General features: G+C 67.8%; 23 protein-coding genes and 4 tRNA genes. 8 read left to right on the plus strand and 19 right to left on the minus strand.

The features are described from left to right. The first annotated feature begins 12 nt into the window (after positions 1-12). The gene (locus ASE34_RS10245; RefSeq protein ID WP_053096165.1) at positions 13-564 is read left to right on the plus strand and encodes a type IV toxin-antitoxin system AbiEi family antitoxin; all 552 of its coding nucleotides are present in this window, start codon (positions 13-15) and stop codon (positions 562-564) included. Here the strand turns inward: ASE34_RS10245 and ASE34_RS10250 are convergent. The 8 genes from ASE34_RS10250 to ASE34_RS10285 all read right to left on the minus strand — a co-directional run bounded on the left by ASE34_RS10250 (position 551) and on the right by ASE34_RS10285 (position 9,160). Then, complete coding sequence (locus tag ASE34_RS10250; RefSeq protein ID WP_053096167.1) at positions 551-2,800, minus strand: RelA/SpoT family protein; 2,250 nt, start codon at positions 2,798-2,800, stop codon at positions 551-553. The genes ASE34_RS10245 and ASE34_RS10250 overlap by 14 nt on opposite strands. A gap of 65 nt (positions 2,801-2,865) precedes the next feature. Further along, the gene (gene secF / locus ASE34_RS10255) at positions 2,866-3,858 is read right to left on the minus strand and encodes a protein translocase subunit SecF (RefSeq protein WP_056278783.1); all 993 of its coding nucleotides are present in this window, start codon (positions 3,856-3,858) and stop codon (positions 2,866-2,868) included. After that, positions 3,858-5,588 carry a protein translocase subunit SecD gene (gene secD / locus ASE34_RS10260; RefSeq protein ID WP_053096171.1) on the minus strand — a complete coding sequence of 577 codons (1,731 nt, stop codon included), beginning with the start codon at positions 5,586-5,588 and terminating at the stop codon, positions 3,858-3,860. Before secD ends, secF begins: the two co-directional genes overlap by 1 nt. A gap of 52 nt (positions 5,589-5,640) precedes the next feature. Next, positions 5,641-6,060 carry a preprotein translocase subunit YajC gene (locus tag ASE34_RS10265; RefSeq protein ID WP_308418036.1) on the minus strand — a complete coding sequence of 140 codons (420 nt, stop codon included), beginning with the start codon at positions 6,058-6,060 and terminating at the stop codon, positions 5,641-5,643. Positions 6,061-6,135: 75 nt separating this feature from the next. Then, the gene (gene ruvB, locus ASE34_RS10270; protein WP_053096175.1) at positions 6,136-7,161 is read right to left on the minus strand and encodes a Holliday junction branch migration DNA helicase RuvB; all 1,026 of its coding nucleotides are present in this window, start codon (positions 7,159-7,161) and stop codon (positions 6,136-6,138) included. Then, positions 7,154-7,759, minus strand: a complete 606-nt coding sequence (ruvA, locus tag ASE34_RS10275) for a Holliday junction branch migration protein RuvA (protein ID WP_056278784.1) — start codon at positions 7,757-7,759, stop codon at positions 7,154-7,156. Before ruvA ends, ruvB begins: the two co-directional genes overlap by 8 nt. Positions 7,760-7,768: 9 nt before the next feature. Continuing rightward, the gene (gene ruvC / locus ASE34_RS10280; RefSeq protein ID WP_053096180.1) at positions 7,769-8,353 is read right to left on the minus strand and encodes a crossover junction endodeoxyribonuclease RuvC; all 585 of its coding nucleotides are present in this window, start codon (positions 8,351-8,353) and stop codon (positions 7,769-7,771) included. 45 nt (positions 8,354-8,398) lie between these two features. Beyond that, positions 8,399-9,160 carry a YebC/PmpR family DNA-binding transcriptional regulator gene (locus ASE34_RS10285; protein ID WP_053096182.1) on the minus strand — a complete coding sequence of 254 codons (762 nt, stop codon included), beginning with the start codon at positions 9,158-9,160 and terminating at the stop codon, positions 8,399-8,401. Positions 9,161-9,315: 155 nt separating this feature from the next. On the opposite strand from ASE34_RS10285, the gene ASE34_RS10290 reads away from it, so the two are divergent. After that, positions 9,316-10,695: a pyridoxal phosphate-dependent decarboxylase family protein gene (locus ASE34_RS10290; protein ID WP_056278785.1), complete on the plus strand. Its 1,380-nt coding sequence runs from the start codon at positions 9,316-9,318 to the stop codon at positions 10,693-10,695. A gap of 15 nt (positions 10,696-10,710) precedes the next feature. Here the strand turns inward: ASE34_RS10290 and ASE34_RS10295 are convergent, their stop codons facing one another. The 5 genes from ASE34_RS10295 to pdxS all read right to left on the minus strand — a co-directional run bounded on the left by ASE34_RS10295 (position 10,711) and on the right by pdxS (position 17,738). Beyond that, positions 10,711-14,064, minus strand: coding sequence for an ATP-binding protein (locus ASE34_RS10295; protein ID WP_056279074.1), 3,354 nt, complete (start codon positions 14,062-14,064; stop codon positions 10,711-10,713). Further along, positions 14,061-14,720, minus strand: a complete 660-nt coding sequence (locus ASE34_RS10300; RefSeq protein ID WP_053099121.1) for a DUF4194 domain-containing protein — start codon at positions 14,718-14,720, stop codon at positions 14,061-14,063. Before ASE34_RS10300 ends, ASE34_RS10295 begins: the two co-directional genes overlap by 4 nt. Then, positions 14,713-16,176: a DUF3375 domain-containing protein gene (locus ASE34_RS10305; RefSeq protein ID WP_053096186.1), complete on the minus strand. Its 1,464-nt coding sequence runs from the start codon at positions 16,174-16,176 to the stop codon at positions 14,713-14,715. Before ASE34_RS10305 ends, ASE34_RS10300 begins: the two co-directional genes overlap by 8 nt. A 73-nt stretch (positions 16,177-16,249) precedes the next feature. Then, positions 16,250-16,855, minus strand: coding sequence for a pyridoxal 5'-phosphate synthase glutaminase subunit PdxT (gene pdxT / locus ASE34_RS10310; RefSeq protein ID WP_056278786.1), 606 nt, complete (start codon positions 16,853-16,855; stop codon positions 16,250-16,252). Further along, positions 16,845-17,738, minus strand: a complete 894-nt coding sequence (gene pdxS / locus ASE34_RS10315) for a pyridoxal 5'-phosphate synthase lyase subunit PdxS (RefSeq protein ID WP_056278787.1) — start codon at positions 17,736-17,738, stop codon at positions 16,845-16,847. The genes pdxT and pdxS overlap by 11 nt, the downstream gene beginning before the upstream one ends. A 114-nt stretch (positions 17,739-17,852) precedes the next feature. On the opposite strand from pdxS, the gene ASE34_RS10320 reads away from it, so the two are divergent. Further along, entirely contained in the window at positions 17,853-19,160 is a 1,308-nt protein-coding gene (locus tag ASE34_RS10320) for an aminotransferase class I/II-fold pyridoxal phosphate-dependent enzyme (RefSeq protein ID WP_053096192.1), read from the plus strand. Between the two features lie 46 nt (positions 19,161-19,206). After that, entirely contained in the window at positions 19,207-20,058 is an 852-nt protein-coding gene (gene pdxY / locus ASE34_RS10325; protein WP_056278788.1) for a pyridoxal kinase PdxY, read from the plus strand. A gap of 21 nt (positions 20,059-20,079) precedes the next feature. Here pdxY and ASE34_RS10330 read toward each other — a convergent pair whose 3' ends face one another. The 3 genes from ASE34_RS10330 to ASE34_RS10340 form a co-directional block, all read right to left on the minus strand. Next, entirely contained in the window at positions 20,080-20,628 is a 549-nt protein-coding gene (locus ASE34_RS10330) for an HIT family protein (protein ID WP_053096196.1), read from the minus strand. Further along, complete coding sequence (gene thrS, locus ASE34_RS10335; protein ID WP_235567504.1) at positions 20,625-22,550, minus strand: threonine--tRNA ligase; 1,926 nt, start codon at positions 22,548-22,550, stop codon at positions 20,625-20,627. The genes ASE34_RS10330 and thrS overlap by 4 nt, the downstream gene beginning before the upstream one ends. 121 nt (positions 22,551-22,671) lie before the next feature. Further along, a complete protein-coding gene (locus tag ASE34_RS10340; protein ID WP_056278790.1) occupies positions 22,672-23,031 on the minus strand; it encodes a YnfA family protein in 360 nt (119 codons plus the stop codon). 101 nt (positions 23,032-23,132) lie between these two features. On the opposite strand from ASE34_RS10340, the gene ASE34_RS10345 reads away from it, so the two are divergent. Beyond that, the gene (locus tag ASE34_RS10345) at positions 23,133-23,552 is read left to right on the plus strand and encodes a hypothetical protein (protein WP_053096202.1); all 420 of its coding nucleotides are present in this window, start codon (positions 23,133-23,135) and stop codon (positions 23,550-23,552) included. Positions 23,553-23,608: 56 nt separating this feature from the next. Beyond that, on the plus strand, positions 23,609-24,958 hold the full coding sequence (locus tag ASE34_RS10350) for a cryptochrome/photolyase family protein (protein WP_056278791.1): 1,350 nt from the start codon (positions 23,609-23,611) through the stop codon (positions 24,956-24,958). A 71-nt stretch (positions 24,959-25,029) separates the two neighbouring features. Here the strand turns inward: ASE34_RS10350 and ASE34_RS10355 are convergent. The 3 genes from ASE34_RS10355 to ASE34_RS10365 all read right to left on the minus strand — a co-directional run bounded on the left by ASE34_RS10355 (position 25,030) and on the right by ASE34_RS10365 (position 25,323). Beyond that, positions 25,030-25,101, minus strand: a tRNA-Val gene (locus ASE34_RS10355). A gap of 25 nt (positions 25,102-25,126) precedes the next feature. Continuing rightward, positions 25,127-25,197, minus strand: a tRNA-Cys gene (locus ASE34_RS10360). Between the two features lie 53 nt (positions 25,198-25,250). Further along, positions 25,251-25,323 (minus strand) — tRNA-Gly (locus ASE34_RS10365). A 152-nt stretch (positions 25,324-25,475) separates the two neighbouring features. Here ASE34_RS10365 and ASE34_RS10370 point away from each other — a divergent pair. Both ASE34_RS10370 and ASE34_RS10375 read left to right on the plus strand, forming a co-directional pair. Further along, positions 25,476-25,551: transfer RNA gene (locus ASE34_RS10370), tRNA-Val, on the plus strand. 92 nt (positions 25,552-25,643) lie between these two features. Continuing rightward, the gene (locus ASE34_RS10375; RefSeq protein WP_056278792.1) at positions 25,644-26,096 is read left to right on the plus strand and encodes a hypothetical protein; all 453 of its coding nucleotides are present in this window, start codon (positions 25,644-25,646) and stop codon (positions 26,094-26,096) included. Positions 26,097-26,154 lie beyond the last annotated feature (58 nt).

Below are 26,154 nucleotides of genomic sequence, written 5' to 3' on the forward strand. Positions count from 1 at the left end.
CAGACTGGCGTGATGCATCCCGCGTTCCTGTATCTGCCCGGCCAACGCCTCACGATCCCCGAACTCAGCGCGGCGAGGCTCGACGGGCATCTCGTCGATCTGGGCGAGGGGTACATCCCCGCCGATCTCGTCGAGAGCGCAAGCGCGAGAGCAGCCGCGCTCGCGCCCCTCGTCCCTGCGGACACGGCCGCCTCCGGCCCGACGGCAGCTTGGATCCACGGTGCCGGCGACACTCCCCCTGCACGCCATCACGTCCGGCGCGCAGTGAGCCATCGGATCCGCCCCGCACTGCCCGCACGAGTGATCCTTCATGACACAGCGTTGCCACCGTCGGATCTCGTCGTGATCGGCGGCGTACCGGTGATGACGCCGGAGCGCACCATGGTCGATCTCGCTCTCGGACTCCACCGCGACGGATCCCTGCATCGGTGGATGGTGCTCCTCGCCGACGCCGAACCCGATCTCGTATCCGCTGCGCTTCGGGAGCTCGAGCGCATGACCCGCGTGCCGGGAAAGCGCGCCGGACGCGGCGCGCTCGAGAGGATTCTCGTCAGGACGAGGTGACGCGGTACACGTCATACACCGCGTCGATGCGACGCACCGCGTTCAGCACCCGGTCGAGGTGGACGGCATCGCCCATCTCGAAGACGAAGCGGCTGATGGCGAGGCGTTCGTCGGTGGTGCTGACGGTCGCCGACAGGATGTTGACGTGATGCTCGCTCAGCACCCGGGTGACATCCGAGAGCAGCCCCGAACGGTCGAGGGCCTCGACCTGGATCTGCACCCGGAAGACGCTCTTCGTCGTCGGGGCCCACGACACCTCGACGAAGCGGTCCTCCTCGCTCGCGAGCGCCTTGACGTTCGGGCAGTCCGTGCGGTGCACGGACACGCCGCTACCACGCGTCACGAAACCGACGATCTCGTCTCCGGGAACCGGAGTGCAGCACTTCGCGACCTTCACGAGGATGTCCGATGCTCCGCGCACCAGGACACCCGAATCCCCTGCCCGTGGCTCCCGCGACGGCATGCTGCCGGGGAGGTCGATCGGACCTGTGGCGGGATCGGTCGCCGCGACCAGCGCGGTGACCTTCTCGAGCACGGACTGCGTGGAGACGTGACCTTCGCCCACGGCGGCATACAGCGCAGAGACGTCCTCATAGCGGAGCTGATGTGCGACCTCGGCGAACGAGTCCTGGCTCATCAGGCGCTGCAGCGGCATGTTCTGGCGGCGCATCGCGCGAGCGATGGCCTCCTTGCCCTGCTCGATCGCCTCTTCGCGACGCTCCTTCGTGAACCATCCGCGGATCTTGTTGCGTGCGCGGGTGCTCTTGACGAAGCCGAGCCAATCCTGGCTAGGGCCGGCGTCGGGGTTCTTCGAGGTGAAGACCTCGACCACGTCACCGCTCTTGAGCTCCGATTCCAACGGCACGAGGCGCCCGTTGACCTTCGAGCCCATCGTGCGGTGGCCGATCTCGGTGTGCACGGCGTACGCGAAGTCGACCGGCGTCGCACCCGCCGGTAGCCCGACGACGCGCCCCTTCGGCGTGAAGACGTAGACCTCTTTCGCGCCGATCTCGAAGCGCAGAGAGTCGAGGAACTCGCCGGGATCCGCCGTCTCGGCCTGCCAGTCCGAGATGTGCGCGAGCCACGCCATGTCGTTGTCGGCGGCGCGGACCTCGGTCTTGCCGCCGTTCATCCGCTCTTTGTACATCCAGTGCGCGGCGACGCCGTACTCCGCCTGCTGGTGCATCTCGTGCGTGCGGATCTGGATCTCGACCGTCCGACCCGACGGTCCGATCACCGTGGTGTGCAGCGACTGGTAGAGGTTGAACTTCGGGGTGGCGATGTAGTCCTTGAAGCGACCGGGCAGCGGCGTCCAGCGCGCGTGGATGGCGCCGAGCACCGCGTAGCAGTCGCGCACCGACGCGACCAGCACGCGGATGCCGATCAGGTCGTAGATGTCGTCGAACTCACGGCCTCGTACGACCATCTTCTGGTACACCGAGTACAGCTGCTTCGGACGCCCGACGACCTTGCCTCGGATGCGCAGATCGCGCAGGTCCTCGTCGATCTCCTCGACGACCTGAGCGAGGTACTTCTCGCGCTGCGGGGTGCGCTGGGCGATCAGGTTGTGGATCTCGTTGTAGATCTTCGGATGCAGCACGGCGAACGAGAGGTCCTCGAGCTCGGACTTGATCGCCTGGATACCGAGGCGGTTGGCCAGAGGCGCGTAGATCTCGAGCGTCTCCTTGGCCTTCTTCGCAGCCTTCTCGGGCGGGACGAATCCCCACGTGCGGGCGTTGTGCAGGCGGTCGGCGAGCTTGATCAGCAGGACGCGGATGTCCTTCGACATCGCGACGATCATCTTGCGGACGGTCTCGGCCTGGGCGCTCTCGCCGTACTTGACCTTGTCGAGCTTGGTGACGCCGTCGACGAGCATCGCGACCTCGTCGCCGAACTCCGCCGTGAGGTCGGTGAGCGCATAGCCGGTGTCTTCGACGGTGTCGTGCAGCAGCGCCGCAGCGATGGCTCGAGGACCCAGGCCCATCTCCGCGAGAATCTGCGCGACGGCGAGCGGGTGCGTGATGTAGGGCTCGCCGCTCTGGCGCTGCTGGCCGGTGTGCTTCTCCTTGGCCACGGCGTAGGCGCGCTCGATGACGGCGAGATCGCCTCGCGGGTGATTCGCACGGACCGTGCGGATCAGATTGTCGAGGTCGTTGATCCTGGGCGCGCGGGAGAAGATGCGGGGAACCAGTCGTCTCAGGCTGGAGCCCTGCGACGCCGTCTGCGGTTCCGCCATCCGCTCACCTCCGAATCACAACAGCTTACGCGTGCTCCACGGGGTGCGGCCCCGCGGAGCGGGGACTATCGGGTCTCTGCGGTCGCGAGGCTTCGCGCCTCGCGGATCTTGGCATCTCGTGCCGCGATCTGCGGCTCGTTCTCGCGGAAGAGCGAGTAGAGCGGCGCGGCCACGAACAGGGTCGAGTAGGTCGCGACCAGGATGCCGACGAAGATCGAGAGCGAGATGTCCGTGAGGGACTCGGCGCCCAGCCAGAAGGCTCCGATGAAGAGGACCGCGCCGACCGGCAGTGCGGCGACGACCGAGGTGTTGATCGATCGGATGAGCGTCTGGTTCACCGCGAGGTTGACCGACTCGCCGAAGGTTCGCGTCGAGTTCTCGCCGTCCTCCGTGGTGTTCTCCCTGATCTTGTCGAACACCACCGTGGTGTCATACAGCGAGTAGGCGAGGATCGTCAGGAATCCGATGACCGCGGCCGGTGAGATCTCGAACCCGGCCAGGGCGTAGACGCCGACCGTGATGACGAGGACGTCGAGCAGGCCGAGGATCGCTGCCGCGGACATCTTCCACGTCCGGAAGTAGATCGCGAGGATCAGGAACGTCAGTGCGAGGAAGATCGCGAGACCCCAGAGGGACTGCTTGGTGACGTTCTCACCCCACGCCGGTCCGATGAACGACGAGGTCACGCTCTCGGGCTCGACGCCGTAGGCATCGGCGAGGGCGTTGGAGACCTGCTGCGTCTCGGCGGCGCTCATCTGATCGGTCTGGACGCGGATGTCGTTGCCGCCCACCACGACGACCTTGGTCGCCGCGCCGGGTACGACCGACTGCACCGCGGTCTTCGCGGTCTCCTGCTCGAAGCTGTCGGGCGCCTGCACGGTGAACTGCGACCCGCCCGTGAACTCGATCGAGAACTGGATCGGGCGGATGAGCGGCACCAGCGCCGAGCCGACGACCAGCACGATCGCGATGATGAACCACAGGCGGCGCTTGCCGACGAACGGGAAGGACGTCTTTCCCGTGTAGAGGTTGTTACCGAACTCGTTCATGGAAGCCATCAGGCGTCCCCCTCGCTTCCGGTGCGGGTGGTTCTCTCACCGGCTAGTGCTTCGGCGCGCTTGCGCTCTGCGATGGTCTGACGGCGCTCGGCTTCGCCCTTGGCTCTGGCGTTCTTCGCGCCGCGGCCCGCGGTGGCGGTCGACACCTGACGGAACTGCGATCGGCTGCGGTACACCGCACCGAGCGATTCGGGATCGAGACCGGAGAGCTTGTGGCCTCCGCCGAAGAACTTGGTGCGGGCGAGCAGCTGCATCACCGGGTGCGTGAAGATCACGAAGATGAACACGTCGATGAGGGTCGTGAGCCCCAGAGTGAAGGCGAAGCCCTTCACAGTGGAGTCCGCGAGGATGTACAGCACCACTGCCGCGAGGATGTTGATCGACTTCGAGATGTAGATCGTGCGCTTCGCTCTGCCCCAGCCGTCTTCGACCGCCGAGGTGATCGACTTTCCGTCGCGGAGCTCGTCTCGGATCCTCTCGAAGTACACGATGAACGAGTCGGCGGTGAAGCCGATCGAGACGATGAGGCCCGCGACGCCGGCGAGCGACAGGCGGAAGCCCAATCGCCACGCGAGGATGCAGATGATGATGTACGTCAGAACCGCCATCACCGCGATGGACGCGATGATCACGGAGCCGAGCGCCCGATAGACGATCAGTGAGTAGATCGCCACGAGTGCGAGACCGATGAGGCCCGCGATGAGACCGATCTGAAGCTGCTGGGTGCCCAGGGTCGCGGAGATGGTGTCGGAGCTCTGAACCTCGAAGCTCAGGGGCAGGGCGCCGAATTTGAGCTGGTCGGCGAGGGCCGTCGCCGACTCCTGGTTGAAGTCTCCCGAGATGCTCGGGCGACCGTCCAGGATCTGTCCGTTCATGCGCGGTGCGCTGATCACCGATCCGTCGAGGACGAAGGCGAACTGATCACGCGGCGAGAGCTCCGCGAGGCGGTTCTGGTTGAGGCGGGTGCTCACCTCGCCGAAGGCCTCGGCGCCGTCGCCGTTCATCGTCAGCTGGACGAGCCACGCGCCCGTCTTCGGGTCGCGACCCGCGGATGCGTCGGTGATGGCGTCACCCGTGAGCTCGGTCGGACCGAGGAGGTACTTCGCCTGGCCCGAGGGATCGCACGCGATGAGCGGCTGGTCCTTGGGCGCATTCGAGGGGTCGTTCTCGGGGTTGGCGCAGTCGTAGGCCTGGAACTCCGCGGCGAGCCTGTCGGTCACCCAGGCGAGGTCGCTCGCATCCGTCGGCTCGGCCGTCGGCGTCGCGTTCAGCGAGTCGTCCGGGGTCGGATACGCCGTCTCGTTGCCGTCTTCACCCACGTACTGATTGGTGCCGGCCGTCGTGGCGAGCACCGGGCGGAACTCCAGCTGCGCGCTCGACTGGATGCGCGCACGCGTCTGCTCGTCTGCGACACCCGGGATCTGCACCACGATGTTGCGGCCGCCCTCGGTGGTGATGTCGGCCTCGGCCACACCGGACGCATCGACGCGCTGGCGGATGATCGCGGCCGCCTGATCGAGCTGCTCCGGGGAGGGCGCAGCGCCGTCCTCGGTCTCGGCACTGAGCACGATCTGCGTGCCGCCCTGCAGGTCGAGCGCGAGCTCAGGGGTCCAGGAGCTCTTCTCGAACACGTGGACGCCGAGCGCGTTGATGCCGAAGAGGACGCCCGTCACCAGGAGCAGGCCCATGAGGACCCGCCAGGCATGACGGACCGGGGAAGAAGTGGCCACGTGTGATCAGCTTTCTAAGATGCCGGAGTGCCGAGGTGGTGCAGCGCGAAGGCTACTTGTCGTCGGCGTCGCGCTCGAGGCGGCGACGGGTCTCCTCGGGAGTCTCGAGGGCCGGAGCGTCGTCGACGACGGGAACGTCGTTCACGATCGGTGCATCCTCGGCGGCGAGCACTGCCGGGTCGGTCTCGATCGCGTCCTTGGGCTCGACGATGCGCAGGATCGCCTGGCTGTGCACCTCGATGACGGTGCCGGGAGCGATCTCGACGAGCGCGGGCGAGTCGAGGTCGTCGTGGTCGTAGGCCACGATCGTGCCGTAGATACCACCCTGGAGGAGCACCTTGACCCCGGGAACGGTCTTGGTCGCCTTCTCCTCCTGCTCAGCCTTCATCTGCTTCTGGCGCTTGCGTCCGTTGACGAACATGAAGACGACGAGAACGGCGAGAAGGCCGAAGAGGAGGATTTCCATGGGCATGGTGGCAAAGGGCCTTTCTCAGGTGCGCGCACCACAGGACGGTCGCGCAGTTCTATCAGGGGAAGTCTTCAGCGATTATAGGTCATCAAGTCGGAGCGCCCCGTCCGGGTGCGCGATGCCGAGGTGGCTGTAGGCCTCCGGCATGGCGACGCGACCTCGAGGTGTGCGACCCAGGAATCCGATGCGCACGAGATAGGGCTCGACGACGCTCTCGACCGTCTCGGCCTCCTCGCCCACGGCGACCGCGAGCGTGCTGAGCCCCACGGGACCCCCGCGGAAGCGCCGAACGAGCGCCTCGAGCACCGCTCTGTCGAGGCGGTCCAGTCCGATGGGGTCGACGTCGTAGAGCTCCAGCGCCGCCTTGACCCCGACCAGGGAGGCCGCGCCGCCGCCGTGAACGAGCGCATAGTCGCGCACTCGACGCAGCAGGCGGTTCGCGATACGAGGAGTGCCGCGCGAGCGACGGGCGATCTCCGACAGTGAATCCCGCGGCAGATCGACGCCCAGCATGAGGGCCGAGCGTGCGATGACGCGCTCGAGCTCCGCCTCCTCGTAGAACTCCAGGTGACCGGTGAAGCCGAAGCGATCCCGCAGCGGGTTCGGCAGCAGACCCGAGCGCGTCGTCGCACCCACGAGCGTGAACGGTGCGAGGTCCAGCGGGATGCTGGTCGCCCCCGCGCCCTTTCCCACCATGATGTCGATGCGGAAGTCCTCCATCGCGAGATAGAGCATCTCCTCCGCCGACCGCGCCATCCGGTGGATCTCGTCGATGAACAGCACCTCGCCGGGCACGAGGCTCGAGAGGAGCGCGGCGAGGTCGCCGGCGTGCTGGATCGCCGGTCCGCTCGAGAGGCGCAGCGGACGTTCGCTCTCGTGAGCGACGATCATCGCCAGCGTGGTCTTGCCGAGCCCGGGCGGGCCCGCGAGCAGGATGTGGTCGGGCGGGCGATTCTGGATCCGTGCGGCATCGAGGAGCAGCTGGAGCTGCCCCCGCACCTTCTGCTGACCGACGAACTCACCCAGGCTCGTGGGTCGCAGGGCTCCCTCGATCGCCAGCTCGGTGTCGTCGGAGGGCTCGGCAGCGTCGCGGATGTCAGACACGCGCCGGCCCCAGCAGTGCGAGGGTGCGGCGCAGCAGCGGTGCGACGGCTGCCCGCTCGGCCTCAGAGGCCTCCGCGGCCGTCTGCGCGGCGGCCTCGGCGGCGACCTTCTCGGACCACCCCAGACCGACGAGCGCGGCAGCGACCTGATCGACGACGTCGACGGGTCCGTTCGCGGCGGGCTTCGACGCCGCGCCCACCGGATGCACCTTGCCCGCGAGCTGGAGGACGATGAGCTTGGCGGTCTTGGGGCCGATACCCGAGACACGGCGGAACGGGGCGTCATCCTCCGATGTCACGGCTTCCGCGATCTGGTCGACGGTGAGATGCGACAGCACCCCCAGCGCCGACTTCGGCCCGACGCCGGTCACGCTGATCAGCAGACCGAAGATCTCCAGCTCGCTGCGGTCGGCGAAACCGTAGAGCGACAGCGCATCCTCGCGCACGATGAGGCTCGTGTGCAGCATCAGCTTCTCGCCGACGGTCGCGGTGTGAGCCACGTCTGCGGGCACCGAGACGGAGAACCCGACTCCCCCGACGTCGATGATGACCTGATCGGCGGTCGAGTGGAGGACAGCGCCGTGCAGCGAGGAGATCATCCGCCCAGCCTACGCACCCGATCGTAGATATGTTCGAGCGACACGCTCCGCGTCGGCCCAAGCCTTCTGGGCCGGGGTGAGCGCATCCACACCCGGGACCCCCGCTGCGCCCCGACGCCACGCGTGGCAGAGCGCGATCGCGAGGGCGTCAGCGGCATCCGGCGGCTGCGGCGGCGCATCCAGGCGCAGGATCCGGGCGATCATGGTCTGCACCTGACGCTTGTCCGCCGAGCCGTAGCCGGTGACCGCCGCCTTGACCTCGCTCGGAGTGTGCGTGGCCGCCGGGAGTCCTGCCTCAGCAGCGAGCAGCAGAGCCACGCCGCTCGCCTGGGCGGTGCCCATCACCGTGTGACTGTTCTGCTGCGCGAACACGCGCTCGACCGCGACAGCGTCGGGCCGATGGAGCTCCAGCACTTCTCGGATGCCCGCGGCGACGATCGCGAGTCGTTCGCCGATCGGGAGATCGGGCGCCGAGCGGATGACTCCGACATGCACCAGCGTCCCTCGTCGAGCCCGGTCGACGTCGACGACCCCCACGCCGCACCGGGTGAGACCCGGGTCTATGCCGAGCACGCGAAGCGAGGAGGAGGTCACTCCCCCAGGCTAAGCGTCTCGTCCGACGGCACGCGGTCGGCGCGCCTACGCGTCGTCGTTCTCGAGCTCGGCCTGCACCTCGGCGGTGAGATCGAAGTTGGTGAAGACGTTCTGCACGTCCTCGCTGTCTTCGAGTGCATCGATGAGGCGGAAGATCTTGCGAGCGGTGTCGGCGTCGATCTCGACCTTGAGGTTCGGCACGAACTCGACGTCGGCGGATTCGTAGTCGATTCCCGCCTCCTGCAGCGCGCTGCGGACGGTCACGAGATCCGTCGCCTCGGTGATGATCTCGAAGCCCTCGGCGTGCGGCTCGATCTCTTCGGCCCCCGCTTCGAGCGCGGCCATCATCACGTCATCCTCGGTGGTCCCCTCGGAGCCGACCACGATCACGCCCTTGCGGCTGAAGTTGTAGGCGACGCTGCCCGGGTCGGCGAGGGTTCCGCCGTTGCGGCTGAGAGCAGTGCGGACCTCGGCCGCAGCACGGTTCTTGTTGTCGGTCAGACATTCGATCATCATCGCGACGCCGTTGGGTCCGTACCCCTCGTACATGATCGAGGTGTACTCGACCGCTTCGCCGCCGATGCCCGCGCCGCGCTTCACTGCGCGATCGATGTTGTCCTTCGGGACCGACGTCTTCTTCGCCTTCTGCACCGCGTCGAACAGCGTCGGGTTTCCCTGCAGGTCGGCTCCGCCGAGCTTGGCCGCGACCTCGATGTTCTTGATGAGCTTGGCCCAGGACTTGGCGCGCCTGGAGTCGATGATGGCCTTCTTGTGCTTCGTGGTGGCCCACTTGGAATGCCCGGACATAATTCTCCGCTCGTCGTATCCGCCCGTGGGCACGGCCCAGGGCATCGTCCATTCTATCGAACCATGCCCGCGGCCTGTGGCCGCACACGGAGCGGCGGCCTCCTGTTCCCGTGATCGCTCTGGTGTGAGGTCAGGCGTGGGTGTAGTCCTGACACATGGACCAGAGCGTCGACGATGACAGGATCCGCGGACTGGACGCCGCCCACCGAGCAGCACTCGAGTTCCTCGGGTCGCTCGACGACAGACCGGTGTGGCCGCGGGCGACCCTCGCCGAGATGCTCGACGCCTTCGGCGGCCCCCTGCCCGCCGAAGGCATGGACCCGGAAGAGGTGATCGGCGAGATCGTGTCGCGGGCGGACCCCGGTCTCGTCGCGATCCCCGGAGGACGATTCTTCGGGTTCGTCATCGGCGGCACGCATCCCGCTGCCCTCGCCGCCGACTGGCTCGTGTCCGCCTGGGACCAGAATTCGGGATCCGCCCTGCTCACGCCGACGACCGTGGCGTTGGAGCGCATAGCCGGCCGGTGGATGCTCGACATCCTGGGCCTGCCCGACGACGCGAGCGTCGGATTCGTCACCGGCGGCCAGATGGCGAACTTCACCTGCCTCGCGACGGCACGGAACGCCGTTCTCGCTCGAGTCGGCTGGAACCTCAGCGAGAAGGGACTGCACGGATCTCCGCAGATGCGCTTCGTCGTAGGTGCCGACCGCCATGGGTCGATCGACCGTGCAGCGCGGTTCCTCGGGATCGGACGCACCGGCATCACTGCCGTCGAATCCGACGCGCAGGGGCGCATGCGACCAGACGCCCTGGACAGCGTCCTCGCGGACGGCTCAGGACCGACCATCGTCTGTCTACAGGCCGGAGAAGTGCACACCGGCGCATTCGACGACTTCGCAGCCCTCATACCGATAGCCCATCGGCACGGAGCCTGGGTGCACGTCGACGGCGCATTCGGCCTCTGGGCTGCGGCCTCCGAGTCGCTGCAGCCGCTGACGGCGGGCATGTCCGACGCCGATTCGTGGGCGACAGATGCGCATAAGACGCTCAACGTGCCCTACGACTGCGGCATGGCGATCGTCCGCGACCCTGCGGACTCCATCGCCGCGTTCCGCACGGGTGGCGATTACCTCATCTACACGAGTCTGGACCCGTGGGACGTGACGCCGGAACTGTCCCGTCGCGCACGCGGCGTGCCCGCGTGGGCGGCGATGCGCAGCCTCGGACGGGACGGCATCTCGAACCTGATCGACAGGCTGCACGAGAACGCGGTGGCGATGGCCGACGGGCTCACGACGATCGACGGCATCCGCATCCTCAACGACGTCGACTACACGCAGGTCATGTTCTGTCTCGATTCCGATGAGGCGACGCGACGGCTGGGTGAGGCCGTGCTCGTGGAGGGCACCGCCGCCATGACCGGGGCCGAGTGGAGAGGTCGCGCTGCGCTGCGCTGCTCGATGTCGTCCTGGGCGACGACCCGGGACGACATCGACCGCACGGTCGGCGCGATCCGAACTCTCGTGTCGCGCTGACCATTATCGCCGGTGTCACTCGGCGGGCAGACCGACCTTCGGCCGTGCCCACGAGCGGCCGCGCGTGTCCTTGAGGATGTCGTACTCCACGTCGACATGCGGTTCGATGGCGCTGTACTTGTCGTTCGGCGCACCGATCACGAGCTGGAAGCCGAGACCCCGCCATGCTCCGATCGCACGCTTCGTGAAGTGCGCGTCCGCCTTGATCAGGGCCTCGTCCATGAACACGGGTGCATACCTCGGACGCTCGGCACCCGCGTCGCCGAGCTGGTAGCGCAGTGCCGCGCCCACGATGAAGGCGACCAGCTCCTGCGACTCTCCACCCGATTTCTCGCCGATGTGGTCGTAGAGCGCGACATGCTCCCGGGTCGTCGCATGGACCCGCTCCGCGCTCACCCGCACATGGTTGCGCACGTCGATGAGCTCGGCGAAGTCGGGAGCCGTGCGTCGCATCCGACCGATGAGACGGCTCATCCTCCGGTAGACGCTCTCACGATCGACATCCGTCTCCGCTGCGTCGATGAGACTGCGCACCTCGCGAAGCTCCTTGCGGAATCGCCTGCGCGCCTCGGACTGGTTCTCGCGCGGTGTGATCTGAAGACGGTGATCATCGTCGTAGAACGGCAGCTCCTCCATGATCCTGTTGATCGGGTCGATGCGGTTCTTGATCTCGCGCAGTGCACGACCCAGCGTCGAATCCAGGCTCGTCAGATCGTTTCCGGAGAGCTTGAGGAGGCTGTCTCGCCATTCGGATTCCAGCTCGTGCAGGCCGTTGGTCTCGAGCGCCACGAGGATGCTCTCGAACTCCGCGACCGACTCGTCGGGGTCGGGGAGGATCGTGAGCGTATCCCAGCGCTCGAGGAAGCCGGTCATCAGGCGTCGCATCTGCTCACGCTGCTCGGCGTGTGCCGCGGCTGCCGACGTGCGATCCTCGAGCAATCTGGTCGCGGCCGTGCGCAATGCGGCGTCGAGGTGAGCGAGGCGCTCCGACGCCGTCACGCTGACGGCCGCGTCTGCTCCGAGGAAGCGCGCGTCGAGGAACGAACGATGCCGCTCCTCCAGCGCGATCTCGGCCGCCTCAGCCGCATCGACGATCCGCTGACAGTCGTCGACCTGGTCGGTGACCTCCACCCAACGGTCCTGAGCGAGTGTGAGGTCTCCCCCGAGTCGGGAGCTCTCGTCGCGCAGACGGCCGACCCGTCTTCTGAGCTCCTCGGCCTGCGACTTCAGCTCGGCGATCTTCGGGTTCTCGTCGGTGACCTCCGCCTCCACTGCGACCCATCGCGCGCGCTCCGCCGTGACGGCCTCGACGTCGATCTGATCCCAGGTGAGGTCCTCGATCTTCGCGTGCGCCTTGGACGTCGCCTCGATCCGGTCGAGGTCGGCCTCGGCGTCCGCAGCGGCCTGAGTCGCAGCATCGCGGCGGCTCTCGAGCTGGCTGATCTGCTCGTCGAGCTCGCGAAGACGGCGCGCGTTCGAGAATCCGAGCATGTTCGCCCGGCCATGCCCGCCATGGGACCCGCGGTCTCCGTGCGACACCTGCCCCGCGAGCGTCAGCGCGCGAGGGTGCTCGGCGAGCTCGGTCGACGAGTCCACGCACACGTACTCGAACCGCTCACGGAGTCGCTGCTGAAGCCATCCGGTGAACGGCGTCGATCGGTGATCGAGACGACCGGGGAGCGTGCGGGGGTCCGCCGTCCGAGACTCGGCGACGCCCGTCGGGACGCCTTCGTAGCTGATCCGCTCAGCGATGCGCACCGACTCGATGGCCGCACGGAACCGCCCGAGGTCCGCGACATCGACGAGCAATGTCCGCGCGAACCCGCCGAGGGCGAGGTTGAACGCGTCCCGCCAGGGCTCGAACTCGGTGCGCACCTCGATGAGCTCACCGACGAAGGGCAGATCCGTCGGGGTGAGCCCGGCCGCCTGGGCGAGGAGAGTTCTCGCCTCATGCAGATGCGCGGGAATGCTCCCGCGGAGCTCACGGGTGCGGTCCTGCTCGGCACGCGCCCGACTCAGCTCGCTCTCGACCGCTCGGCGCGACGACTCTGCATCGGCGAAGGCGGCGCGGGCTCCGCGCAGTCCGCTCTGCGGGAGCTCCCGGCCGACGCGGGCGAGCAGTTCCTCGAAATCGGATGCGGTGCGCACCTCGGCGCCGAGCTCCCTGGCGACGCTGTCGAAGCGCGCCCGCTCGCGCTGGACGTCCTCCAGTCGGCGCTCGACACCCCGCAGCTCGCGCTGAGCGGTCTCGAGGCGGTCGCCTCCGGACTGCCGCAGGACGTCGAGCAGCCCCTCCCGCTCGACCTCGGCGGCGGCGATCAGTGCGTTCTTCTCGCGGACGGCCAGCTGCAGCGCCTGGGTGCGGTCACGCAGATCCGCCTCCACCTCGCGCAGCAGATCGAGGCGGCGCTCGGCGCTCCACAGGGACGCGAGGGAGGTCGGCTCCGAGAAGACCCCGACCTCGTCCACGACGCTCATCCGCGCCGACGCCGCCGCGATGCGCTGCGAGATCTCGCGGATCGGCTCGAGAGCCGCCACCTGCTGCTTGGCGACGAGCATCCGCGTCCGGGTGCTCTCCAACTCATCGAAATGAGCGACCACCGCGTCCGCGGTCGCCATCGTCTCGGGCTCCTCGAGCACGAGCTTCTTGTAGAGGTCGTCGACCGTCGTGATCTGCTGACCGGCCTGGATGCGGGCCAGAAGACTGATCGCCTTCGCCCCCGAACCGGCCGCGCCGATGCCGAGCACGGCGTGAAGTCGAGCCGAGAACTCGCGGTCGGTCGCCACGGGCTCCAGCCCGACGGCGCGCACCGACGCGTCACTGAGTCGCTGGACCGCAGCGCGTTCGAGCTGCGAGAGGTCGAAGGCGCCGTCGATCGTGGCCCGCAATCGCGTGGTGTCCTCGAGGGTGCGGGCGTCCGCGGGGATGTACCACCCGCGCACCGCCGTGAAGCGCGAGCCGTCGTGATCCAACCACGTCATCGAGACGGCGCTCCAGGTGTCCTCGCCGTCGCCGCGCAGCACGCGGAGCTTCGTCCCCTCCTCGGTGCGGGACTCGTCGATCTTGCCGCGCCCGTACGACAGGATGTTCCGCTGCTCGTCGCCGCGGGGACGGCCCGTGACGCCGCCGTTGGACGCGCCGTTGAAGGGCGTCGTGTGCGGCATCATCAGCGCGATGTAGCCGTCCATGAGCGTCGACTTGCCCGACCCCGATCCGCCGCACAGCAGGGTCGCATCGGGCGAGAACCGCACTCGGTGGGGACCGCCGTCGTAGCCGCCCCAGTTGATGAGCTGGAGCTCCTCCGCGACCCACTGCTGACCGCGTGAGCTCGCGGGGATCATCCCGAAGAGCGTGTCCATCATCGTCATCGCGCCACCACCGCCTGGGATCGCAGCCACTCCCGCAGCTCCTTGAGCGTCTCCGCACTGAGCACCACCTCGACGAGCGCGGTGATCCGGTAGCGTCCGCTGGTCTCCTCCTGCACGATGCCCTCTCGATCCAGCCGATCCAATGCGCTGCGGATGGCGCGCTGCTGCTTCGCGGTTCCGCCGTCGACGTCCGCGAAGTAGCTCAGCACGGTCTGCTCGACGTCCTCGATGTCGATCCGCACTGAACCCTCGCCGGACGCGGACTCGCGCTGGTAGACGGTCCGCAGGTGCACGAGAACGAGCGTCTCGGCGCGCGAGTACGGAGAGTCCTTCAGCAGCACGGGCATCTCGACCTCGTCAGAGCGCAGCTGCTGCTTGTACGCGAACCCTCTGGCGTGATCGATGATCAGACGCAGGTAGATGTCGTTGAGCCGCGACTCGATCACCTGCTGGTGCTCGAGCAGCAGCGTCCACTCACGTCGGTTGCGCTCCATCGAGATGAAACGCCGCTGGAGCAGGTGCACGAGCACGCGTCTGATCTCGGGATCGAGCGTGCCGCGATCGCCGGGGAAGTGCGCCTCGAGGTCGTCCTCCATCGCCGTCGGAGCGATGAACCCCTCATCCGCGCCGGCTGTGGTGAGGTCGTCGTCACTCATCATCTGAATCCTCTTTCGTGCTGCGGGCGGTCACGGCGCCGAATGCGAATCGCCTGCTCGTGCCGTCCGGGCGCAATGCTTCGACCGTCGAGATACCATCTCCCTCGGTGAGGCCGTTCCGGTGCGCGATCTCGAGCAGACCGAGCAGATCGACAGGGCGCCGAGCCGCGTCGGGCACCGACCGGAAGGCATCGGCGAGGTCGAAGTCCGTCCCCAGTCCGGCGACGTATTCCTCGAGCTCGGCATATCTCGGACCGCCCCAGGCGCGCGTGTCATGATCGAGGAAGTCGACGTCATCGGCGTCGGCGAGGGGCGCCGGTGCACGCGGCGGGCGGATATCGCTGGTGGTCTGACGCAGATGCCCGAGATCGATCAGCGGCATGCTGCGCACCGGGTCGACGACCGTCGCCGGGCCGGACCACCCATGGAGCCCGGCGATGACGTCGCGCAGGAGGTCGTCGATCTGACGATCGCGCAGCGGATCGTGGGTCTTCACCTGGCCGGTGATCACGTGCGAAGCGCGGCGCTGCGCGGCCAGCACCTCCTCCACCCCCTGCTCTACGCGTCGACCGATGGCGTCGAGCTCGGCGCGCTGCGCGCCGTCGAGCATACGGGCGAAGGGCCGGCCGAGCAGTCCGCGAAGCTGCTCTGTGAGGGCATCGATGCGATCGGGGTCGCCGATCAGACGCAGGGCTCCTGCGAACGCGCGCCCCTCCGGTGTCGACTGCATCACATCCTGGGCGCGCTGCAGATACTCGCGGAGCACTTCGCTCGTCGGTCTCTCGTCCCTGCGCAGGTGGGCGACGACGTCGCGTTGCATCGACCTGAGCGACTCGGCGACGCGCGTGAAATCGGCGGGCAGTTCGCGTGCCAGGTGCAGGACGTTCTCGGCCTCCTCGAGGAGCTCCTCATCGTCGGCAGGGTCGGCATGCCCGGTCTCCTGGATGCGAGCGATCTCTGCGTCGAGCAGATCGCGTTCGTCATACAGCCGCGCCAGCCGCCGGACCGGGTCGACTTCCGCGCTCACCGACAGGTGGTCGACCGCGTCGAGGAGGGTGCGCACGCGGGAGTTCGACACGCGCGTGCGCCCTCCGCCGGTGCGGCCGGATATCTCGAGTGCTGCGACGGCATGCGCAGACAGGCGGTAGACCTCGACGTCGTCGTCGATCTGCTGGATCAGCCAGCCGAGGCGCACCCAGTTCCGGCACACGTCCCGGCCGCTCCCGGACGGAAGGCGCCTGTCGTCGTCGTACCCCGCCGCTCGGAGTTCGTCGAGCACCTCGCCCAGCTCGGCGTGCGCATCCGCGACCGCGACAGACGCCCGGTCGGCGGTGAACAGAAGAGTGAGCGACGCGACCACGAACGGGGCGAACCGACCGTGCAGCAGATCGAGTGTCGGGGTGCTGAATGCGGTGACGGCACGCGCATACGCGGCCTCAGCCCTGGATCCAGTCACTCGAACGAGAATAGTCCGACCTCGGGCCCTCGCCTGTCACGCGCCGGTCCGTGGCGGGTCGCACGGCATGGCGTCAACGGCGCGAGGTGCGCTCCCGGACTCCCGCGAGGAACAGCTCGTGAAAGCGCGTCTCGCCGTCGACCTCGGGGTGGAAGCTGGTGCCGACGAGTGGCCCCTGCCGCACGGCGACGATTCTGCCGTCCGGAAGCGAGGCGACCACCTCGACCCGCTCGCCTGCGCCTTCGACGATCGGAGCTCGGATGAACGTCGCGTGCACGGGCACCTCACCGAGCGCCGGAACGTCGAGGTCCATCTCGAAGGACTCCGTCTGGCGTCCGAAGGCATTTCGGCGTACGGAGATGTCCAGGCCGCCGAATGACTGCTGTCCCTCGATGCCGTCGAGTACCTCATCGGCGAGAAGGATCAGCCCGGCGCATGTCCCGTACACGGGGAGTCCCGCAGCGATCGCGTCCCTGATCGGCTCCTGCATCCCGAATGTGCGCGACAGCTTGTCGATCACGCTGGACTCGCCGCCGGGGATGACGAGACCGTCGACAGACGCAAGCTCCTCCGGGCGGCGCACCAGCGCCACCTCGGCTCCGAGTCCCGCGAGCAGGGCGGCGTGCTCGCGCACGTCGCCCTGCAGCGCGAGGACGCCGACCCGTGGACTACCAGCCACGCTCGGCCAGGCGGTGCGGCGCGGGGAGGTCGGAGACGTTGATGCCGACCATAGCCTCGCCGAGTCCGCGTGAGACCTCGGCGATCACCTTGGCGTCATCGAAGAAGGTGGTCGCCTTGACGATCGCCTTGGCGCGCTCCGCCGGGTTGCCGGACTTGAAGATGCCCGAGCCCACGAAGACGCCGTCGGCGCCCAGCTGCATCATCATCGCTGCATCCGCGGGGGTCGCGACGCCACCCGCGACGAACAGCACGACGGGGAGCTTGCCGGTCTCGGCGATCTCGGCCACGAGCTCGTACGGCGCCTGCAGCTCTTTCGCCGCGACGAACAGCTCGTCCTTCGGAAGAGCCGTGAGAGCCGCGATCTCGCCACGGATCTTCCTGATGTGCTTCATCGCCTCGGAGACATCCCCCGTGCCGGCCTCACCCTTGGAGCGGATCATCGCCGCGCCCTCATTGATGCGGCGCAGCGCCTCACCGAGGTTGGTGGCACCGCAGACGAAGGGCACAGCGAAGCCGTGCTTGTCGATGTGGTTCACGTAGTCGGCGGGAGAGAGCACCTCGGACTCGTCGATGTAGTCGACGCCGAGCTCCTGCAGCACCTGCGCTTCGACGAAGTGGCCGATGCGTGCCTTCGCCATGACGGGGATCGACACCGACGCGATGATGCTGTCGATCATGTCGGGGTCGCTCATGCGCGAGACACCGCCCTGTGCGCGGATGTCGGCGGGAACCCGCTCGAGCGCCATGACGGCGACGGCGCCCGCGTCTTCGGCGATCTTGGCCTGATCGGCGGTGACCACGTCCATGATCACGCCGCCCTTGAGCATCTCGGCGAGACCGCGCTTGACGCGCGAGGATCCGGTGGTGGTCTGTTCGGTCATGAGAGCTCCTGTCGGGGAAGCACGATGTGCATGAGTGTGTCGAACGATGTCTCGTTTGATCTAGGCCAAACAGTAGCACTGTCCGGAACGACCTAGAATCGGTGGTGAGGACACATGAGCGACCAGATCACCGGAACGACCGCAGCGGACATCGCCGACAGCGTGCGCGGTCTGCGCGAGCGCGGTGTGCTGCGCGCCGGCAGTCCCCTCCCTCCCGTGCGGGAGCTCGCCACGACCCTCGGAGTCAATCGCAACACCGCGGTCGCCGCATACCGACAGCTCGCTCAGGCCGGGCTCGTGATCTCCCGAGGTCGCGCCGGCACGGTCATCGCCGGTCTCGAGTCGGTGGCCCAGGAGGGCTACGCCTCCGATACGGTGCTGCGCGACGTCGGGACCGGCAACCCGGACCCTCGACTGATCCCCGATCCATCGCCTGCGCTGGCCACGGTGGCCGGTCGTCCGGTGCTCTACGGCGAGCCCGTCATCGACCCGGGGCTGCAGGACTGGGCGCGCGAATGGATCGCGCATGATCTCGGTCACCTCGACTTCGGCATCACCGTCACGAGCGGCGCCGTCGACGCCGTCGAGCGACTGCTCGCGCAGGCGCTGATGCGCGACGATGCCGTCGCACTCGAGGATCCCTGCTTCCTGGCGAGCATCCACACGGTCCGACTCGGCGGGTATCGGGCCGTTCCCGTGCCGGTGGACGAACAGGGGATGACGGTCGAGGGGCTGCGCGCCGCCTTGGATGCCGGCGTGCGAGCGGTGATCTGCACCCCGCGCGCTCAGAACCCGACGGGGGCAAGTCTCACGGCCGCTCGTGCGGCGGAGCTGCGCGCCGTGCTCGCCGCTCATCCGTACGTGCTGATCATCGAGGACGATCACTTCTCGATGCTGTCGCAGCGTCCATACGAATCGCTGATCGGCCCGGACCACCGGCGGTTCGCGCTGGTTCGCTCGGTCTCGAAGTTCCTCGGGCCGGACATGTGCCTCGCCATCGCGGCGACGGATGCCACCACGGCAGAGCGCCTCGCCATGCGTCTGAGTCCCGGAACCACCTGGGTCAGCCACCTGCTGCAGCGTCTCACCCTCACTCAGCTGACCGACGAGTCGGTGCTCGCACGCATCGCCGACGCCCGCGAGCACTACGCGGCACGCAATGCGGCCTTCGCGTCGCGGCTGCGCGAGCATGGCCTCGACTCCCCCGCCACCGACGGTCTGAGCCTGTGGATCGAGTTGCCGAAGCCGGCGCGCATCGTCGCCGAACGCCTCATGCGTCGGGGCTGGCTCGCTCGAACCGGCGACGACTTCGCCCTCGACGAACGCGCCGATCCGTCGCGCCATCTGCGCCTCACAGTGCATGATCTGTCCGAAGACGACACTGCGACACTCGTCGCCGACCTCGTATCGGCCGCACGATGACCCACCGCCGCGGGAGCATTCCCGCTCTGAAAGAAAGGATCGGGGAATGAAGGTCCTCTCCATCCAGTCCGCCGTCGCGTACGGGCATGTCGGGAACTCCGCCGCGGTCTTCCCGTTGCAGCGCATCGGCGTCGAGGTTCTGCCGGTCTACACCGTGAACTTCTCCAATCACACCGGCTACGGCGCCTGGCGCGGTCCGCTCATCTCTCCGAACGACGTGCGCGAGGTCATCACGGGCATCGAGGAGCGCGGCGTGTTCGGCGAGATCGACGCGGTGCTGAGCGGTTACCAGGGCGGCGAGGGCATCGGCGATGTGATCATCGACGCCGTGGCGCGCGTCAAGGCCGCCAATCCCGCCGCCGTGTACGCCTGCGATCCGGTGATGGGCAACGCGAAGTCAGGATGCTTCGTCGCCCCGGCCATCCCGATCCTGCTGCGCGAGAAGGTCGTGCCGGCTGCCGACATCATCACCCCGAACCAGTTCGAGCTCGGGTTCCTGACCGGCACCGAGCCCGACACGCTCGAGTCCACCCTGGCCTCGGTCGACCTGGCCATGGCGATGGGACCGAGCACGGTGCTGGTCACGAGCGTCGAGCGGCCGGACCGTGAGGACGACACGATCGAGATGCTCGTGGCCGACGCCGCAGGAGCCTGGATCGTGCAGACGCCTCGGCTTCCGATGAAGGCGAACGGCTCGGGCGACGTCACCGCGGCGCTCTTCACGGCCCACTATGTCGGATCCGGTGACGCGAAGACGGCGCTCGAGCGCACCGCGTCCAGCGTGTTCGACCTGCTCGCCGCGACCCTCGAGTCGGGTGCGCGCGAGCTGCAGCTCGTCGAAGCGCAGGAGTTCTACGCGAACCCTCGGATGCAGTTCACGGCACGCCAGGTGCGCTGACCCGCGATTCCGAGCCGTGGCCTACGCCGTCGTCGGCCAGGCGTTCGCCACGGCTTCGCGCACCTCGCCGAGCAGCTGGGGCAGGGCCTTGGTCTTGGCGATGATCGGGAAGAAGTTGGCGTCCGACGTCCACCGCGGCACGATGTGCTGGTGCAGGTGGCCGTCGACTCCGGCACCGGCGACGGCACCCTGATTCATCCCGATGTTGAAGCCGTCGCAGCGCGAGACCTCGCGGAGCACGCGCATGCCGATCTGGGTCAGTGCCCCGATCTCGGCGACCTCCTCGGGTGTTGCCTGGTCGTAGGTGCCGATGTGGCGGTACGGGCACACCAGCAGGTGTCCGGAGTTGTACGGGAAAAGGTTGAGCAGCACATAGGCCGTCTCCCCCCGGGCGACGATCAGCCGCTCGGCATCCGGGAACTTCGGAGCCTCGCAGAACGGGCACTCCTCGCGCAGTGGCTCAGGACCAGCCTGGATGTAGGCCATCCGGTGCGGCGTCCAGAGCCGCTGGAACTCGTCGGGGACGCCCGCGAACTCGCCGGCGTCCTCCCACGACTCCGAGGACGTCACGCCAGGTCCCCTGCTGTCTGCACGAGAGTGTGTGCATCGATCGCTGCGCGGATGCGCGCTACTGCATCGGTGATCGGCACGCCGTTCTCCTGCGTGCCGTCGCGGTAGCGGAACGAGACGGTGCCCGCGTCGCGATCCTTCTCGCCCGCGATCAGCAGCAGCGGGACCTTGCCGGTCGTGTGCGTGCGGATCTTCTTCTGCATCCGGTCGTCGGAGGCGTCGAGCTCGGCGCGCACGCCCTGCGTGCGCAGCGTCTGGACGATCTCGCCCAGGTAGTCGGCGAACTCGTCGGCGACGGGGATTCCCACGACCTGCACGGGCGACAGCCACACCGGGAAGTCGCCGGCGTAGTGCTCGAGGAGGATCGCGAAGAACCGCTCGATCGAGCCGAACAGCGCACGGTGGATCATGATCGGACGCTTCTTCTGGCCGTGCTTGTCCATGTACTCGAGCTCGAAGCGCTCGGGCAGGTTCGGGTCGACCTGCACGGTCGACAGCTGCCAGGTGCGGCCGATCGCATCACGCGTCTTGAGGTCGATCTTCGGTCCGTAGAACGCGGCCTCGCCGGGGACTTCGGTGAGCTTCAGGCCGGATGCCACGGCGACCCGGCGGAGAGCATCGGTCGACGATTCCCAGAACTCGTCCGAGCCGATCCACTTGGACTTCTCGTCATCCTTCATCGACAGCTCGAGCTCGAAGTCGGTGAGACCGAAGTCGCGCAGCATCGACAGGATGAACTCCAGGACCTTCGCGACCTCGCCCTCGAGCTGATCGGGGGTGACGAACAGGTGCGAGTCATCCTGAGTGAAGCCGCGCACTCGGGTGAGGCCGTGCAGCGCACCGGAGAGCTCGTTGCGATAGACGGTGCCGTTCTCGGCGAACCGCAGGGGCAGATCACGGTAGCTGCGCGCGCGCTCCTTGTAGATCAGGATGTGCATCGGGCAGTTCATGGGCTTCAGGTAGTAGTCCTGGCCCTGCTTCGTGATGTTGCCCTCGTCGTCGCGCTCCTCGTCCATGACGATCGGCGGGTACATGCCCTCCTTGTACGTCACGAGGTGGTTCGAGGTGAGGAAGAGGTCTTCCTTCGAGATGTGCGGGGTGTACACGTAGGTGTAGCCGCCCTCGATGTGGCGCCTGCGAGCGTGCTGCTCCATCTCGCCGCGGACGATGCCGCCACGGGGGTGCCAGACCGACAGACCCGAACCGATCTCCTCGGGGAACGAGAAGAGGTCGAGCTCCTTGCCGAGACGGCGGTGGTCGCGCTTGGCGGCCTCCTCGAGGCGGTGCTGGTACTCACGCAGCTCGTCCTTCGACGGCCAGGCGGTGCCGTAGATCCGCTGCAGCTGCGGGTTCTTCTCGCTGCCCCGCCAGTACGCGGCGGCGATGCGGGTCAGATCCCAGCCGTTGCCGATCATGCGGGTGTTGGGCAGGTGCGGCCCGCGGCAGAGGTCCTTCCAGACGACCTCGCCGTCGCGGGTCGTGTTGTCGTAGATCGTCAGCTCGCCCTCGCCGACCTCGACGGAGGCGCCCTCGGCGGCTTCCTTGCCGCCCTTGAGACCGATGAGCTCGAGCTTGAACGGCTCGTCGGCCAGCTCTGCCCGCGCCTCGTCGTCCGTGACGACACGACGCACGAAGCGCTGCCCCTCACGGACGATGCGCTGCATCTCCTTCGTGATGGCCTTGATGTCTTCGGGCGTGAACGGGGTGTCGACGCCGAAGTCGTAGTAGAAGCCGTCGGTGATGGGCGGCCCGATGCCCAGGTTCGCCTGCGGGTTGATCCGCTGCACCGCCTGCGCGAGCACGTGCGCGGCCGAGTGACGCAGGATGTTCAGCCCGTCGGAACTGTCGATCGTGACCGGCTCGACCTCGTCGGCATCCGTCACTGTCGCGGCGAGGTCCTTGAGGGTCCCGTTGACGCGCATGGCGACGACTGAACGGTCAGAGAACAGGGCGAAGCCGTCTTTCGGCTGAGCATTTTCAGGCACTGCACACTCCATCTGGGTCTGGATCTAGGCTACTCGCATGCCCGGGGGCCGCTGACCGCTACGACGCCACGTCAGACTCGGTGTTCGCCGCCGTGGGAGCGAGGATGATGATCGCCGCGCCGACGAGCGCGATCGCCGAGCCGACCCAGTCCCAGACGGTCGGCTTGAAGCCGTCGACGATGATGCCCCACGCGAGCGATCCGGCGATGAACACCCCGCCGTACGAGGCGAGCACACGTCCGAAGTTCGCGTCAGGCTGGAGCGCCGCGATGAACCCGTACGCACCGAGAGCCATCACGCCGAGCACAGCGAAGACCCAGCCACGGTTCTCCTTCACGGCCTGCCAGATCAGCCACGCGCCGCCGATCTCGGCGACGGCGGCGAGCACGAAGAGGATGCTGATGCGCAGGACGGTCATGCACTCAGTGTGGCAAAGGCCGCCACTTGGGCGGGCAGACCTGCCGCGACGCGCCCGGGCGACACCCGTGAGCTCCGATTCCGCCGGGGTAGCGTGAGCGGATGATCAGACCACTGGCGCGCTGGATCCTCGCACTCGCCCTGGGTGCGATCGGCATCGTCCACTTCACGAGCACCCGCGGTTTCCGCGTCGTCGTGCCTGACTGGGCGACTCGGGCCACTCGTCTTGACAAGGAGGCGATCATCATCGCGTCGGGCGCCGCGGAGGTCGCCCTCGCCGCCGGGCTGCTCCTGCTGCCGAACGAGAGACGGCGTGTCGGAATCGCCACCGCCGCGTTCTTCGTCGCCGTGTTCCCGGGAAACGTGCACCAGTGGCGCACTCACCGGTCCACCCCGGGGCTCGACACCGAGGCGCGGCGTCTGGGACGACTCTTCCTCCAGCCTCTTCTCGTCGTCTGGGCGCTGTGGGCGACGACTGAGCCGGCTCGACCGCGGATGCGCGCAGTGCCTCGTATCCGCTGAGCAGCCGGCAGCGCAAGCCCGCCCACTCGTTCCGTCCACCCCGTCAGAATGGAGCCATGGCCTCTCCCTCGCTCGTCTGGCTCCGCGACGACCTTCGACTCGCCGACAATCCGGCGCTCAGGGCGGCGATCGATCGCGGTGAACCACTGGTCGTGCTGTTCGTCCTCGACGAGGAGTCCCCCGGCATCCGACCGCTCGGCGGAGCCGCACGCTGGTGGCTCCACCACTCCCTCGCGTCTTTGGACGACGCGCTGCGGGAACTCGGCGCCACTCTGACGCTGCGTCGAGGTCCTGCCGAACGCATCGTCCGCGAGACCGTCGCAGACTCGGGCGCGACGGCCGTCTTCTGGAACCGGCGATACGGGGGCGCCGAACGCGAGGTCGACACCGCGCTCAAGGCGGCGCTGCGCGCGGACGGCCACGAGGTCACGTCGTTCCAGGCGTCGCTGCTGCACGAACCGTGGACGGTGAAGACCGGCGGCGGCACCCACTTCTCGGTGTTCACGCCGTTCTGGCGGGCATGTCTCTCCCTCCCCACGCCGCGAGTGCCCCTCCCCGCGCCCCGGAGTGTCGCTGGCGTGCCCCGGCCCCCGGCGTCCGACGATCTCGTCGACTGGAATCTGCTGCCGACCCGCCCCGACTGGGCGGGCGGACTCCGCGACGCCTGGGAGCCCGGTGAGCCGGCGGCCAGAGCTCGGCTGCGTACGTTCCTGCATGACGACATCGGCTCGTACGATCGCGCGCGGGACGAGCCGTCGGCGGGCGCGACGTCACTGCTGTCACCGCGTCTGCGCTGGGGCGAGCTGAGCCCGTTCACCGTGTGGCACGCGGCGGTGGAGGCCGATGGCGCGGCCGGGTTCCTCTCGGAGTTGGGCTGGCGCGAATTCGCCTGGCACACGACGTTCCACGCACCGGACATCGCCACGAAGAACCTCCGCCGTCAGTACGACGCCTTCCCCTGGCCCCGGCTCAAGCCGTCGGAACTCGAGGCGTGGCAGCGCGGCGATACCGGGATCCCGCTCGTCGATGCGGGGATGCGTGAACTGTGGCGCACGGGTTTCATGCACAACAGGGTGCGCATGGTGACGGCCTCGTTCCTCGTGAAGAACCTGCTCATCGACTGGCGGCGCGGCGAGGAGTGGTTCTGGGACACCCTGGTCGACGCCGACGGCGCGAGCAACCCGTTCAACTGGCAGTGGGTGGCAGGATCCGGCGCCGACGCCGCCCCGTACTTCCGCGTCTTCAATCCCGAGCTGCAGGCGAAGAAGTTCGACCCGCACGGCCTGTACATCTCGGAGTGGGCGTCGGATGCCCCGACAGAGCCGATCGTCGATCTCGCGGCCACCCGCAAAGCGGCGCTCGCAGCGTACGAGGTCGTCAAGCGGTCGTCCCCGGTCTCGGGGTGACCGCCGCCGGTGACGGCTGCGTCCCGTCATGGGACAACAAAAAACCCCCGGAGAACCGGGGGTTTTGTCTGTGCGCGATACTGGGATCGAACCAGTGACCTCTTCCGTGTCAGGGAAGCGCGCTACCGCTGCGCCAATCGCGCCCGTTGGGGCTATTCAGTTACTGAGAGGTGGCGACGGGATTCGAACCCGTGTAAACGGCTTTGCAGGCCGGTGCCTAGCCGCTCGGCCACGCCACCGTGTGGATTGACCCCACGTGCCGACGGCCTTCCGAAGAAGGCCCCTGCACTTGAGCGGATGACGAGACTCGAACTCGCGACCCCAACCTTGGCAAGGTTGTGCGCTACCAACTGCGCTACATCCGCGTTGTTCCCGGTTGTTGTCCCGGGCACTTATGAAACATTAGCCGATGATCGGCGACTGTCCAAACCGAAACCGAATCTCGCGCGTGTCTCGCAGGGTGGTCAACTTGGCCTCCGACGGTCGGGTAGTATCGGTTGACGTACCCCGCAGGTATGGGCGATTGGCGCAGTTGGTAGCGCGCTTCCTTCACACGGAAGAGGTCATCGGTTCGAGTCCGGTATCGCCCACCACAGAACCCCGCGCATCTGAGATGCCGCGGGGTTTTCTCATGTCGCGAGGGCGCGGGAGCCAGCGCCGATCTTTCGATTGCTAGCGTTGCGGCATGCCCACCCTGCTCGACGACTTCCTGTCCGGAGATCGCGGACGCGTGATGCACGCGGTGTGGGAGACGATCCGCTCGCGGGATGCCGCGACTCTCGACCCCCTCGTCGCCGCGCTTCCGCAGCTCCGGCGCGAGGCGACGAGGCTCGATCTGGGCGGGATGATCTATTCGAACAACGCCCATCTGGCGCACGCGCTCACCAAACTCGAACAGTATCGCGACAGGGAGTGCTGGTGCGCCGCTTACCCCGGGCTGCTCACGAATGACCCCGAGAAGGAACAGGCGCTCGGCCACGTCAGCATCCTCTCGACGAGTGATCCTGGCTGGTCGATGACCTATGTCACCGAATGCGCCGTGTGCGGGAGGCTGTTCGATGTCGAGCAGGGGGACCATCACTTCATGTGGTGGAGATGGGTGCCGCGCGGGGTGAAGAGAAGCCGCGGAGAGGTCTGACGTCGGTGGCCGGCGGTAGCGTTCCGACCATGCCGCGCACTCCGCTCCCGAGCCCTTG

Origin of the sequence: Microbacterium sp. Root280D1, from assembly GCF_001428975.1 — a bacterium.
GTDB lineage: Bacteria > Actinomycetota > Actinomycetes > Actinomycetales > Microbacteriaceae > Microbacterium.